Source organism: Bacillus sp. N6 (genome assembly GCF_052805735.1).
The window spans coordinates 170000-183921 of sequence record NZ_CM127843.1 but is presented as its reverse complement, the minus strand read 5'-3'; the positions used below and the strand labels follow the sequence as shown (position 1 = coordinate 183921).

Sequence of the window (13922 nt, the reverse complement as noted above, 5' to 3'; positions counted from 1 at the left end):
ATATCCTCCTCCTTACGTAATAGAACGAATACGTGGATCAACAATGCGATGAATAATATCTGTAATGAAAATACAAGCAATTAATAATGCACTATAGAAAATCGTTGTTCCCATAATCACCGGATAGTCTCGGTTAAAAATACTATCTACGAAATATTTTCCTAGGCCAGGAATTGAAAAGATTTTTTCAATAACGAAAGTCCCTGTTAAGAGTCCAGCCATTAACGGTCCAACAAATGTAAGTACTGGAACAATCGCATTTCGAAGAGCGTGTCTTATAATAATCTTCTTAATTGGTATACCTTTTGCTCTTGCTAGCTTAATATAATCACTCTGCAGTACTTCGATCATATTAGAACGAACAAACCTTGTAATAACTGCGATTGGCCCTAACGCTAATGCAAAGGATGGCAATACCGTATGTTCGAATGTTCCCCAAGAGGCTACTGGTAAAAACTCAAATTGGATAGCGAATACTTGTATAAATAGTGGCGCTAAAATAAAACTTGGAATAGAAATACCTAAAATTGCGAGCAAACTCACACTATAGTCAATTACTCTCCCATGATAGAGAGCAGCAAATGTCCCTGCCGCAATTCCTACTAACAATGAAATAACAAGTGCTTGTAGACCAATAATTGCTGATGGACCAAAGCCAGTTGTTATAATTTCTGATACACCTTGCCCGGTTGATTGAACAGATTCACCAAAATCAAAATGAACTACACCGTCTAAATAAGCAACATATTGATTCCATAACGGTTCATCAAGGTGATACTTCGCTCTCATGTTTTGGATCACTTCTTCAGGAAAGATTTTTGCATCTGATGAAAATGGATCTCCCGGAATAATATGCATAATTAGAAATGTCACTGTCGTAATAACCCATAGTGTAAACACCATAACCGATAATTTTTTAATTACATACACTTCAATAACCCCCTAAACACATGAATTTACTTTGTTTTATGGATGTACTTTTTCCATTACTTCCTTTTCTCTTTTTAGAATACAAAAAGCCTTGATCTTAAAAAATAAGATCAAGGCTTAACAAACAAAGGCCCATCACTTATCTTTCAAGACTTGCTTGCTGGAATTAGCACGGTGTTCCTATTACAGAACCCGCTGCTGAGGTGTCATAGGGCCAGTCCCTCTACCTCTCTGGATAAGTAAATTGCTATATTATTATTTGGTTCAAATTGTATATTTCGAATTATAATTCTGAAAAATCGAAAAGTCAATCAGATTGGATAAATTTAGAAAAATCAGTTTTTAATTCATTTATCGAAATTACAGGCTTATAATAAAAAGAAATAATGTTAAAGGAGTTATAAGATGGATCCCTTACTTCTTGCTACTATAGGATTATCCTTAACTATCGTTATACTTGTCATCATCGGCTTCTATAAACTCTTTATTAAAAAGAAACGTATCACTTCTTTCTTATACCCCTTTCGATAATATTACCGGGCAAACTATTTCCGAATTTCACGAAGAACAGAAAATATTAGTATCCGAGGATGCAGACGGAGATGGTAAGAAGAAAAAATAACCTTGCACAGGCAAGGTTATTTTTTCGTTTCTGCTTGAAAGCGTTTATAGTATGTCGATGCTGTTGCAAAATTAATTTCTATATCACGAATCAACGATGAATCTTCTTCTTTAGCTAACTTCTGTAATTTTTTCATCGCTTGTTCCGATTCATTCAAGAAACCAACATATACTTCATGTTCTTGCTCTTTCGACTTCGGCACACGAATTTCTTTACGTATATGATCAATATCTTCTAACATGCTCGTTGTTACCTTTTGCACATCTTCTTTATATGTAGCATTCGTTATTTCCTTACCGCCCTTTTCTTTTGCCACTTCAAATAACTGCAGTGCTTTATTAATTTCTTTATTCATTTTTATATCGTATTTTTCATGTACTGCAAGGTATTCTTTCATCTCTTCTGTTTGTTCAGCAGATTGCTCTACCTTTTCTTTCGGTTCTTTCGTATCTTTATTTCCATTACATCCTGCTAGAAGGATCATACTTCCCATTACAGCAATACCCAAAACCTTCTTCATCTCTTCTTCTCCTTTTATCTACAACTATTACTCATTATAGTTTCTTTTATCTCCACTTGTTATTATACCGAGAACGCCCTACTTTTTACACTTAAGACGACATCGTAATATATATACCAACATGTTTGTCACAGTATCGTCACTTTATACAAATAACTTTTGCAATGCTTTACTACATCACCTTACAAAACTGTAAGCACACATAAAGAACAAACCATGCTAGACTTACATATGCATAACGCAAACATATGTAAGGTTTTAAGGAGAATCATCTATGTACAACACAATGCCTTTTATGGGAGAAGATATTCGTGTCCTTATTCGCGAAAAATCACTTCATATCGAAAATACAGAGAGCCTTCGCCGCGTATTAAAGAAGAAGCATGCTCCATTTAAGTTAGCTCAATATTTAAAACAACAACATACAAATCAATTTCATACCGTGCTAAATATATCGGATAAATCATTAACAATCGAAATCATCGGTCATGTCTACATTGGAAACTTTGCAGATACCTTAAAGGAAATCCCACGTATACCGAAGATTGCTCCTATTATCGTTAAAAAAGCGTATAAAATTACTGACCATACCGATATTATCGACTGTGGGGAAAAAGAAGTCGATAGTAATCGCTGGGTGTGGGATAAACTTGCTGTTTTATATGATACGATCATGAATAATATGTATGAGGTATTTCAAAGAAATGAAAAAAAGAACTGATTCAAACATTCCCTTTGAATCAGTTCTTTTTTGTTAAGCCTCTAAATTTTGTCTTTGTTGCAGTTCAAACTGCTTCTCACTTCTTCTGGCCATAAATAGATAACATAATACTGCTCCTACTTCACAAAGCGCAATAACAACACCCATCGGTAACGCTGTATTACTCCCACCAATACCTACTAGCGGAGCGACAAGGGCTCCTGAAATGAACTGTAATAAGCCTAATAAAGCTGAAGCTGTTCCTGCAGCTTGCTTCTGATTTCTCATCGCTAATGAGAACCCAGTTGTTGATACAACCCCGACACTTGATACAACAAGGAATAACGAACATAAAACACCGATTAAACCTATTCCTAGTACGATTGTCAGTAGTAAAGATAGGCCACCAACAGCTGCGATAATAATACCAGCAACAAATAATGTCTTCTCATTCACTTTCCCCGCTAAACGACCCGTTACCTGACTAGCAATAATAATACCGATGCCGTTAATCGCAAAGAATAAACTAAATTGCTGTGGTGATGCTCCGTATATGTTCTGCAACACAAATGGTGAGCCCGAAATGTATGCAAACATTGCCGCTGTTACTAATCCTTGTGACAATGCATATCCCATAAACAGACGGTCCTTTAACAATTTTCCGTACGTCGCCAAAGTCCCTGACAAACCACCCGTTTCTCTTTCTTCAGGAGGTAATGTTTCACGCAATACAAAAGTAGCTGAGATTAACATGAATACGCTAATTGCTCCAAGAACGATGAAAACACCGCGCCACGTTGTAAACTGTAATAATTGCCCCCCAATAATCGGTGCCAAAATAGGTGCTGCTCCGTTTACTAACATAAGCAGTGAGAAAAACTTCGTCATTTCAGAACCTGAGTACATATCACGTACCATTGCACGTGATATAACAATCCCGGCTGATCCTGAAGCTCCTTGTAGGAAGCGCAATAATACTAATGTCCAAATAGATGGCGCAACAGCACAAAGTAAAGAAGAAGCAACATAAATAATAAGAGCAATAATAAGTGGTTTGCGTCTTCCATAAATATCGCTAATTGAGCCAACAAATAATTGTCCTACTGACAGCCCAAGCAAACAAGCTGTTAATGTAAGCTGCGCTAGGGATGCACCTGTTTGCAAATCATCCGTTAACTTCGGTAATGAAGGCAAATACATATCAATAGATAATGGCCCAATCGCCGTAAGTGTTCCTAATACAAGAATCATCCATAACCTGTTTGCCTTTACAGGTTTGTATATTTCGTGATTAACTTCATTCACTTTTTCAATTCACCCTTTCCTATACACACTGAATCGTAACAATTATAGTTACATCATAAACATACGTCAAGTACAGCGCATTTTCCTCTTTCATAATGTAAAAAAAAGCGATAGAAATTCTATCGCTTTACTTTTTCACATTGCTATTCGTAAATTTAGATACCGAGGCCATCGTCTCTCCTGTATCTAAATATGTAATTTGAATTGGGTCTCCTACTTCTGTAAACATAGCATACGGGAATTTCTTCACTGGTATCATAAATACCTTTTGTTCATTCTCTAAAAGTACGTACACGATTGTATTTTCACCTGATTTCTCTTTATATACACGTTGTACAATACCTTCTTTTTGCGCTTCTTTTCCTGTTGAGGTTGGTCTAAAGGTATCACCATTACCGCTCATTACGTTTTTATAATTCTCAAGCGCTTCTTTCTGCGTCGAACCTGTCGCAAATATTTTTGCATTAGCAGCATATACAACTGTATGTGCACGTACTAGGCCTCCGTCATCAACAACCGGAATAATCCAAGCTGGTTTTCCGTATACGTTATAAATGACAGGCATTGTCCCATGCCATTTCTCTCTCTTAAAGGAATTATCCACTACTTCTGTAGCTGCTGAACCATCCATAATCCCCTTCACTTCTTTTCCATTATAGTAATATAGCTTGCCTGTGCGTGCATCTACTAATGAATAGCCTAGGGCTGAATCTACTCCTTCTTTTGGAGAAGTAAAGTCTGTAAAATAATACAGTGTTCCATCTTTACCAAAGATCGGGGTCACGCCTTCTTTCGTTCCCCACTCAGTCGGAATTTTCATATCTGTTTGTGAGAATTTCGTATTCCAAAATCCGTGAATATATTTACCAAAGTACGTATTTAACGTAGATGCAGTCTCATGATTTAATACACCATCAACAAATTTAGGTGCCTTTCCTTTATCATATCTTTTCACTTCACCTGTTTGTGCATCTACTACGACAACACCTTCTACCTCAAATCCAGATCTTCCTGAAATAAATTCACCATACGTCATTGTATAATATGGTTTTCCTTTATCATCAACCTCAAATTTAGGTTTTCCTTTAAAGATTAAATTTGGTTCTGCTTGCCTTACCACACGCTCTAAATTATTACCAAAAAACATGCTTGGCACATATTTCATTTTATAACCGAGGTGCAGTTTCGCTTCCGCATCAGGATTCGTACCTGACATCGTTACATACCCTGGAATTGTCTCAGCTTTACGCGCTTTAAAAAATCCTGAAACTTCAATCGGCGCTACATATAAAGCTTCGCCGTTTACCATTTGTGGCGTTAATTCTCCTAGCTCAAAATAAGCTACTTTCGGAATATCACCAAATACTTTTTTCATCTTATTCTCCGCTGTCTTTGGCGGCACTGTAAACGGCTGATCATTTTCAGTAAATGGCTCTGAAATATCTTTCTCTATCTTAACAACAGAATCATATTTCTTTTGCGAGATTACTATATCGTGCAAATAACCAAAGTAGCCGTAACTTGCGAGTAAAATAAACATTAGAAGTCCTTTTAATGTACCTTCTAATTTCCCTATTTGATCTTGTGAAAATAAAACAAGCCCAATTAAAATTGCTACTGCAACAGAATAATGAGTAAGAATCGAGTCTACTCGATCATCAATTAGCCAAAAGTATTCATAGATTGCAATACCTATCCAAAATAAAACAGGAATAACTAAAATAGATGATTTCTTACCCTTTACAACCTTCTTATCTCCCTTCTTATCCACTGCTCGAAGCTTACTACTACTTCTTGTCCATGGAATCAAAAACAAAGTAAGAATAGCTAAAACTACAAATTTCATCAAAGGCACTGTCCCCTTTTCTTTTGTATTCCCTTTTAGTATAGCAAATAAAGGGTATTAAGGTGAAAATAGGAATAGTTATATTTTTTTACTACTTAATACAATCCCGCTCACTACATATAGAATAGATGCAATATAAAAAATTGTACCGATCGTAAAGAAATCTACTAAATATCCCGTGGCAATAACCGCTACTGCTCCGCCAATGGATGTCCACACATGGTATTTTCCAATCTCATAACCAGCCTTTTCCTGCGCCACCTTTCGTGCTAATGAAGTCTTCTCAGTATTACGCTGCACAGCACCTAAAACTCCCATTACAATTTGAAGAATATACACATGCCATACTTCCGTGGCAATCGGAAAGCAAAGCATTAAGATTGCCATGGACCAAGCGTATATGATTAATAATTTTTTATCACCTACTTGATCAGATACCTTTCCCACTAGTGGATATACAAGTGCTGATGTTAAAGCAAATAAGCCATACGCCCAGCCAAATTGCGAGAAGCTATTTCCAACGTTTCGAAGTAATAATATATAAAAAGGAAATACCATACTTCCTGCCATCATGATAATACTTTGCGAAGCCACAAATCTTCTATATGTCATTTCGTATACTCCCTATAAAATAAATTAACAAATCTCTCTTCTGAATCTACTTCCTTCTTTTTCTTAAGAAATTCTTCAATACGAGGATATGCCCTTTTTAACTGCTCTTTCGTTGGATAAGAATAGTACGGCAAATAGTAACTACCGTTATGCTTTAAAGTAACATCAATCATCTTCCGAATGACATCCTCTGTTTTCTTTATCTCACTCTCTGAGCGTCCCTGGTTAATCAAAAGAACCAGCGCAAACATATCATCTTTCGCATAGGACAAAACTGCATTTTCATTCTTTTCCACGTAACGAATCGTAATGTTGAGTAAATTAAACTCTTCTTCATTTAATGCGTTACGTAAATCATCTATATACTCCGTGAAAGCATCTATAGGCACAAAGTATTCTTGTAACACTTCGGTCCTATTTGGATTTTCATATTCCATAAAAGCACTATCTGATCTCATAACATTATTACGCGTCTCATACTTTCCATCTGTACGTTCAAAATAACCTCTTTGTATATCCCAAAATGTATTCTTTCCCCAATCACTATAACGTGATAACCCAAGTAAAAATTTAGGTGCAGCTATAATATTTTCTTCCTTTAATTCACTGTACTCTTCTCTCATATTTTGATTTTGTGCCAAAGTATAATCCGTCACATACATCTCTTTTAAAAATGAATTTGGAGCAACAGAAATACGCGCTAAGTGCATACGAACATTCTCATCTCTTTTCACTTTCTCTTTGAAATAAGATGCGTATTCTTTATAATCTATCATTCTTGTGTGCATTTCATATAATTCATCATCTGTTAACTTCAGCGTCACATCTAAAATAACTCCAAATAAACCGTAACCCCCAATGACATATGGAAATAACTCTGCATTTTCTTCTCTACTTACATTACGTATCGTGCCATCTGCCATTAACAATCTAAATGAATCTACTGTATCAATTAGTGCCTCATGACGAATATCACGCCCATGTACATTTACACTTAATGAACCACCAACAGTAAAAATATTTTGAGACTGCATGACCTGTACCGCAAGGCCATATGGATTTATTTTCTTCTGAATATCATTCCACGTGACACCACTTTGAACTGTAATACGCTTCTTCTCTGGATCGAATTCTAATATTTTATTATATCCTTTCATATCGAGCATCGTGCCATTCGGATAATATGTCTGTCCTCCTTGGCTATGTTGCATGCCTGCAATGGAAATTTTCTCTCCTGAAACTTTTGCATCTCGCACTAATTTTATTAACGAGTGCTCTTCCGTAGCACTTTCAACACGTTTTATTTTTGTCGGAAGCAATTTACCTACATCACTCATAATAGGATGATCAATTTGTTTTTTATACGTATGTACAGACGTTGCAAGCAAAACCGTATATGCGACAATGACCACTACTATCTTTCTTTTTTTCAAAGGACACTCTCCTTACTAGCAACAAAAAGAGATACCCGTTCTTTCAGGTACCTCTCTTGACAGTGATTACTTTGCTGCTGGCAATTGTATTGGATCAAATTTATCATACGATGTAAACTTCGCATCCGTAATAATGTGCGCTTTATCCTCACCATTGCTACTCATAACCATATCTATCTTTGCTGATTCATATTTAAAATCTTTTGTAATAATATATTCTCCATCTATTTCTTCTATCTTTGCATTTTGGCCTTGTAGCATTTGTTTCTGCTTTTCATCCATACTAGCTAACATACTCTCTGTCTCTTGCCCTTTTAATGCAAACTTCAGCTTATAATTATCTCCACTTTTCTCCATCTTCACTTTATTTAAAATTTCCGATGGAATCTCTAAATTATCTACCATTCCTTGAGTTGCATTCATTCCGTTAGCATTTAATTGTTCCTCTGGTACAGACATCACTTCACCCGTATTAGGATTTTTCAACTGACCAGCAATTTTGCCACCCACATCATAAACAACAACCTCTGTACCAGAAACATTCATTTCAGAACGAGAATTTTTTTGCTTCGGCTCTAATTGCATTTTGGCCTTTATTACATTCATCTCTGTTCCTTCAGCCTTTATTCCCACATCATATGTCATCGTTACATTTTCTTCGTTTTTAAAAGCTTCATTCGCTTTATTGAAAACATCCTTCGCTGTTAATTCCTTTTCTTTCTGCACAGCTTCTTTTTTCGGCTCATCAGTCTTTTTTGTTTTCTCATTACTACACCCTACTCCTAGACCGACTGCAAGTACTAAACTTGAAATTAAAATAAATTTTTTCATAACGTCCCCTCCTTCCCAAAAATAATATCATCTCTTTTCCTATGAAATCTATATAATTCGTAATATTCTTCTTTAAATTTATTTCCTATATAGCAACATGTTTGAGAAAAAGTTTAAATATGATGTAAATAATAACAACTCATTTCAGGAGGTCATTATGAAAGCTATTATTTGCACAAAGTATGGACCACCTAATGTTCTCCAGCTTCAAAATATAGAAAAGCCTAAACCTAAGAAAAATGAAGTATTAGTTAAAATTCACGCAACAAGTGTATCGACTGGAGATTGTAGAATACGTGGCTTTAATAGCCCCCTCTTATTTTGGATTCCTATGCGGATCATATTAGGTTTCAGAAAACCGAGAAAACCTATACTTGGCGTAGAGTTATCCGGTGAAATCGAAGACATTGGATCAGATGTAACACAATTTAAAAAAGGAGATCCAGTTTTTGCATTAACAGAACTAAACCTTGGTGGTTATGCGGAATACACATGCGTGCATGAAAGTGGATTAATAGCATTAAAACCTACCAATGTGACATATGAAGAAGCTGCCGTTATTCCTTTTGGCGGAACTTCAGCATTGCACTTCCTTAGAAAAGGACAGATAAAAAAAGGGCAACGAGTACTTATATACGGCGCCTCTGGGTCAGTAGGGACAGCTGCCGTACAGCTTGCTAAATACTTCGGGGCGACTGTCACAGCCATTTGTAGTAGTTCGAATTTCGATTTAGTAACAGCTTTAGGGGCAGACAACGTAATTGATTATATGAAAGAAGATTTTACTAAGCGGGGCGATCACTACGATATTATATTTGACGCAGTTGGAAAATATAAAAAGTCTCTTTGTACAGATGCATTAATGCCTAATGGAAAATATGTATCTGTGAACGGAATGATGGCAAAGGTCAGTAAAGAAGATATGAACCTACTAAAACAACTAGCTGAAACAGAAAAGCTAAAACCTGTTATTGATAGAACTTACCGATTAGAAGAAGTTGTAGAAGCCCATACGTATGTAGAAATGGGCCATAAGAAAGGAAATGTTTCGATTACCTTAAAATAAAATATATTCTGAAAATATAATTGACAATTCTTTTTGTAAGATTTACTATTAGTACCATATTCAAAACTACATACACATACTCTTATCAAGAGTGGCGGAGGGACTGGCCCGATGATGCCCGGCAACCGAGCTTATGACGTATAAGCTAAGGTGCTAATTCCTGCAAAACGAGTTTTCGTTTTGGAAGATAAGAGAGGAATCTATTTCGTCTATTCGGCACCTCTCTTATTTTTGGGAGGTGCTTTTTATTTTGGAACGTATATGAAGGGGGATTTATAGATGAAAAAGGTATTATTAAGCATTGTAAGCGGAGCAGTATTATTATTAGGCGCATGTAGCGCGATTTCAGATAAAGAGGTAAAAGCATTAGACGAGAAAAAGATTACTGTCGGTGTAACAGGTGGACCACATGAACAAATTTTTGAAAAGGTAAAAGAAGTTGCAGCAAAAGATGGTCTGGAAATTGACATAAAAGTATTTAATGATTATGTAGCGCCAAACGTATCTTTAGATGAAAAAAGCCTTGATGTAAATAGCTACCAAACGAAATCGTATTTAGATGTATTTAAAGCTGAACGCAATATGAAATTAGCTGAAGTATTTTCAACAGTAACATTCCCTATGGGCGTATATTCTAAAGATATAAAAGATGTAAAAGACTTAAAAGAGGGCGATGCAATTGCTGTACCAAATGACCCAACGAATGAACTTCGAGCTTTAAAATTATTTGAAAAAGCAGGGGTTTTAAAAGTTGATCCAAAGGCTACAGAAAAAGCGACTGCAAAAGATGTAATTGAAAATCCAAAAAAATTAAAGATTGTCGAATTAGAGGCATCTCAATTACCAACGCAACTAAGTGAAGTGAAAGCAGCTGCAATTAACACAAACTTTGCATTAGGTGCAAAATTAAGTCCAGCGAAAGATTCTATTTTCCGCGAAGGAAAAGATTCACCATATGTGAACTGGGTTGTTGTTCGTACTGAAAATAAAGATGATGCCGTTGTAAATAAATTAAAGAAAGCTTATCAATCTAAAGAAGTAAAAGAGTTTATCGAGAAAAAATTTGATGGTTCAGTTTTACCATCTTGGTAGGAGCTGACGATAATGATTGAATTAAAAAACATATCCAAAGTATTTACAACAAAAAAAGGGAATGTTGAGGCTCTTAAGTCTACTTCCCTTAAAGTAGAAAAAGGCGAGGTATTTGGAATCATTGGGTATAGTGGCGCTGGTAAAAGTACATTGATTCGATGTGTAAATTTATTAGAAAAACCAACGACAGGAAATATCATTGTAAACGAACAAGACTTAACAACGTTATCGACAAAAGAACTAGCAAAAGCGAGACAAAAAATCGGAATGATCTTTCAAGGATTCAATTTACTTAAAACTGTTAGCATCTATGAAAACATTGCATTACCTTTACGCCTTGCTGGTATTCCAAAAGTGGAAATTAAAAAAAGGGTAGAAAAATATTTACGCATTGTCGATCTTTTCAATCGAAAAGATGCTTATCCAAGTGAACTTTCTGGCGGTCAAAAACAGCGCGTTGCAATTGCACGTGCACTATCACATGAGCCTGAAGTGTTATTAAGTGACGAAGCAACGAGTGCTTTAGATCCAGAAACAACTGATTCTATTCTTGATTTGTTATTAAAGATTAACGAAGAAATTGGAATTACGATTTTACTCATTACACACGAAATGAACGTTATCCAACGTATATGCGACCGCGTTGCCGTTATGGAACATGGATCTGTAGTCGAAAGCGGGACTGTGAAAGATATTTTCACAAACCCACAACATGTAACAACGAAGAAATTTGTAAATAGCGCCTTTGCAGCTAAAATTCCAGAAGAGGTACAGAAAGAACTACAGAATACTGGAGAAATTGTAACACTTTCATTTATTGGCACTACTTCAGGTGAACCTGCCTTAGCTGTTGCCACAAAACGTTTCCAAGTGTATCCGAATATTTTATCCGGTAATATTACGCAGTTAAAACATGAAGCATATGGGAAACTAGTCGTTCATATGCAAGGAGAACAAAATGAAATCCACCGTGCTTTATCATTTTTACAAGAGCAAGGAATCATTGTAGAAGGAGGTAGAACAGATTATGGGAAACAAGTCCTTTTTGGATGAATGGGGTAAAGTCATATGGGAAGCCACAATTCAAACCTTTCAAATGACATCTATTTCATTACTCATCTCAATCCTTATTGCACTGCCACTTGGCGTCACACTTGTTTTAACGAGACCTGGTGGGCAGCGTGAAAATAAAATCATCTATCCTATTCTTAATACAATTATTAATATCATTCGCTCTCTTCCATTTATCATTCTATTATTCTTCATCTTACCTTTTACAAAGTTTCTAATGGGAACATCCATTGGCGTACAAGGTGTTATCGTACCTCTTGTCGTCTTCACAGCTCCTTATATCGCACGTTTAATGGAGACAGCTTTACTAGAAGTCGATCGCGGTGTCATTGAAGCCTACCAAGCGATGGGAGTCTCTACTATAAAAATCATTTGGCACGTCATGGTTAAAGAAGCTCGTCCCTCCCTTGTACTTGGATTAACAATCGCAACAATTGGCTTAATTGGCGCAACAGCAATGGCTGGCCTTGTGGGTGCTGGCGGGCTAGGGGATTTAGCATACCGCTTCGGACATTTACGCTACGAGCCTGAAGTAATGTATGCAACTGTCTTTATTTTAATTATCCTCGTTCAAGGATTACAGTCTTTAGGAAATGGTGTTGCACGAAGACTGAAGAAAGATTAAAAAAGAAGGTATCTCCCCAGGGGGAGATACCTTCTTTTTATCCCGCATTAACGGGCAGTAAAAGCCCGATTGGTTCAACTAATAATCAGTGGGTGATGAACCCCCCCACTGATTAAAGTTTCACTTTACCTTTTAAATCCACCTTCTGAATGAATAACTTGCCCCGTAATCCACTCAGCTTCTTCACTTACTAAAAATTTAATGAGTCTAGCTGCATCCTTTGGCTCACCAATTCTGCCAAAAGGAAACATCGGCTTTAACCCTTGTTTTATCTCTTCAGTCATCCATCCTGTATCAGTTGGTCCTGGATTAATTGCATTCACTGTTATTCCTAAATGAGCTACCTCTGCTGACAACGTACTAGTAAGAGCATCAATAGCTCCCTTCGTTGTCGCATAAGCTAGTTCTCCTGCCATAGGACCTTGAAATTGCCCCGAAGTCATATTAACAATTCTACCACCAAATTTCTTATCAAATCCTCGGGCAAATTGACTACTGAGCAATGTAGTCGCACGAATATTAACCATATAATGCTTATCTAATTCTTCAGCAGTCAACGTAGAGAAATCATTATTCGTAGAATATGCTGCATTATTAATTAATATATGAGGGTACCCTAATTGTTCAGTAACTTTATTTATAAGCTCTTTCGGTGCATCATTCCGAGTTAAATCTAACTCCATGCTCGATACTCTAACACCGTTTTGTAATAGCTCTTCTTCTAATTGTATTTGTTCATTTTTCTCAACGCCCCAAGGCATCTCTTTATCATACTCTGTCCAATACGTAAAAAATATATCGTATCCTGCTCCAGCTAATTCTTTACAAATCGCTGCTCCTATACCGTCTAGACGACTTACGCCTGTAACAACTGCTACTTTATTTTTTAATTGTTTCATCATATACTCCTCCAAGTTTAAAGGACGCATATTTTATATAAGAGATATAAATTTCCCCACCTAGACCTCTGTCCTTACAAAAGGGATGTACAAGCCAACTATGCAGTCCTTGCATGATTTACAAATAGCTAAATAAACCCTCACTTATGAGAGAAAAATTCATCTATCCAATTTCTAATCATTACAAGTTCATCCACATATCGAGTCCTTGTCTCCTTTCCATATATCTCTGTTTCTATCATACCAATATGATGTACTATTTCAAATGATAAAAAAATAAAAACCAATATTCCATTCCAAACTTCTATCGAGTTTATTATATTATAATATAATAAATAATGGAAATAATCAGAAAAATACTGGTAAATAT

Annotated in this window: 13 protein-coding genes, 1 pseudogene and 2 riboswitches; of the genes and pseudogenes, 6 read left to right on the top strand and 8 right to left on the bottom strand. The window is 36.1% G+C overall.

Annotated features, from left to right (window positions below; genetic code table 11):
• Nucleotides 1-12: 12 nt before the first annotated feature.
• Nucleotides 13-930, bottom strand: coding sequence for an ABC transporter permease (locus ACUXVC_RS01060; protein ID WP_000289326.1), 918 nt, complete (start codon nucleotides 928-930; stop codon nucleotides 13-15).
• A gap of 136 nt (nucleotides 931-1066) precedes the next feature.
• Nucleotides 1067-1172, bottom strand: a riboswitch (SAM riboswitch).
• Between the two features lie 163 nt (nucleotides 1173-1335).
• Here ACUXVC_RS01060 and ACUXVC_RS01055 point away from each other — a divergent pair.
• Nucleotides 1336-1552: pseudogene (locus tag ACUXVC_RS01055) on the top strand (DUF3951 domain-containing protein).
• Between the two features lie 16 nt (nucleotides 1553-1568).
• Here the strand turns inward: ACUXVC_RS01055 and ACUXVC_RS01050 are convergent.
• Entirely contained in the window at nucleotides 1569-2072 is a 504-nt protein-coding gene (locus ACUXVC_RS01050; RefSeq protein ID WP_144465772.1) for a hypothetical protein, read from the bottom strand.
• A gap of 274 nt (nucleotides 2073-2346) precedes the next feature.
• On the opposite strand from ACUXVC_RS01050, the gene ACUXVC_RS01045 reads away from it, so the two are divergent.
• Nucleotides 2347-2793: a hypothetical protein gene (locus tag ACUXVC_RS01045; RefSeq protein WP_000282869.1), complete on the top strand. Its 447-nt coding sequence runs from the start codon at nucleotides 2347-2349 to the stop codon at nucleotides 2791-2793.
• A 33-nt stretch (nucleotides 2794-2826) separates the two neighbouring features.
• Here the strand turns inward: ACUXVC_RS01045 and ACUXVC_RS01040 are convergent, their stop codons facing one another.
• From ACUXVC_RS01040 to ACUXVC_RS01020, 5 genes are all read right to left on the bottom strand, one after another.
• Nucleotides 2827-4086, bottom strand: coding sequence for a multidrug effflux MFS transporter (locus ACUXVC_RS01040; RefSeq protein WP_223266695.1), 1260 nt, complete (start codon nucleotides 4084-4086; stop codon nucleotides 2827-2829).
• A gap of 118 nt (nucleotides 4087-4204) precedes the next feature.
• Nucleotides 4205-5923, bottom strand: coding sequence for a DUF3981 domain-containing protein (locus tag ACUXVC_RS01035; protein ID WP_069354754.1), 1719 nt, complete (start codon nucleotides 5921-5923; stop codon nucleotides 4205-4207).
• A 78-nt stretch (nucleotides 5924-6001) separates the two neighbouring features.
• The gene (locus tag ACUXVC_RS01030) at nucleotides 6002-6535 is read right to left on the bottom strand and encodes an MFS transporter (RefSeq protein WP_000222367.1); all 534 of its coding nucleotides are present in this window, start codon (nucleotides 6533-6535) and stop codon (nucleotides 6002-6004) included.
• Entirely contained in the window at nucleotides 6532-7968 is a 1437-nt protein-coding gene (locus ACUXVC_RS01025; RefSeq protein WP_048655824.1) for an FAD-binding oxidoreductase, read from the bottom strand. Before ACUXVC_RS01025 ends, ACUXVC_RS01030 begins: the two co-directional genes overlap by 4 nt.
• A gap of 66 nt (nucleotides 7969-8034) precedes the next feature.
• Nucleotides 8035-8799, bottom strand: a complete 765-nt coding sequence (locus tag ACUXVC_RS01020) for a DUF6612 family protein (protein ID WP_000713524.1) — start codon at nucleotides 8797-8799, stop codon at nucleotides 8035-8037.
• Nucleotides 8800-8956: 157 nt separating this feature from the next.
• On the opposite strand from ACUXVC_RS01020, the gene ACUXVC_RS01015 reads away from it, so the two are divergent.
• The 4 genes from ACUXVC_RS01015 (at nucleotide 8957) to ACUXVC_RS01000 (ending at nucleotide 12653) form a co-directional block, all read left to right on the top strand.
• A complete protein-coding gene (locus ACUXVC_RS01015) occupies nucleotides 8957-9865 on the top strand; it encodes an NAD(P)-dependent alcohol dehydrogenase (protein WP_095689900.1) in 909 nt (302 codons plus the stop codon).
• Between the two features lie 79 nt (nucleotides 9866-9944).
• A riboswitch (SAM riboswitch) is annotated at nucleotides 9945-10059 on the top strand.
• An 85-nt stretch (nucleotides 10060-10144) separates the two neighbouring features.
• Nucleotides 10145-10957, top strand: a complete 813-nt coding sequence (locus ACUXVC_RS01010) for a MetQ/NlpA family ABC transporter substrate-binding protein (RefSeq protein ID WP_095689901.1) — start codon at nucleotides 10145-10147, stop codon at nucleotides 10955-10957.
• A gap of 12 nt (nucleotides 10958-10969) precedes the next feature.
• Nucleotides 10970-12010, top strand: coding sequence for a methionine ABC transporter ATP-binding protein (locus tag ACUXVC_RS01005; protein WP_069354751.1), 1041 nt, complete (start codon nucleotides 10970-10972; stop codon nucleotides 12008-12010).
• Nucleotides 11985-12653: a methionine ABC transporter permease gene (locus tag ACUXVC_RS01000; protein WP_000527151.1), complete on the top strand. Its 669-nt coding sequence runs from the start codon at nucleotides 11985-11987 to the stop codon at nucleotides 12651-12653. The genes ACUXVC_RS01005 and ACUXVC_RS01000 overlap by 26 nt, the downstream gene beginning before the upstream one ends.
• A 125-nt stretch (nucleotides 12654-12778) precedes the next feature.
• Here ACUXVC_RS01000 and ACUXVC_RS00995 read toward each other — a convergent pair whose 3' ends face one another.
• The gene (locus ACUXVC_RS00995; RefSeq protein ID WP_141240953.1) at nucleotides 12779-13555 is read right to left on the bottom strand and encodes an SDR family oxidoreductase; all 777 of its coding nucleotides are present in this window, start codon (nucleotides 13553-13555) and stop codon (nucleotides 12779-12781) included.
• Nucleotides 13556-13922: the final 367 nt, after the last annotated feature.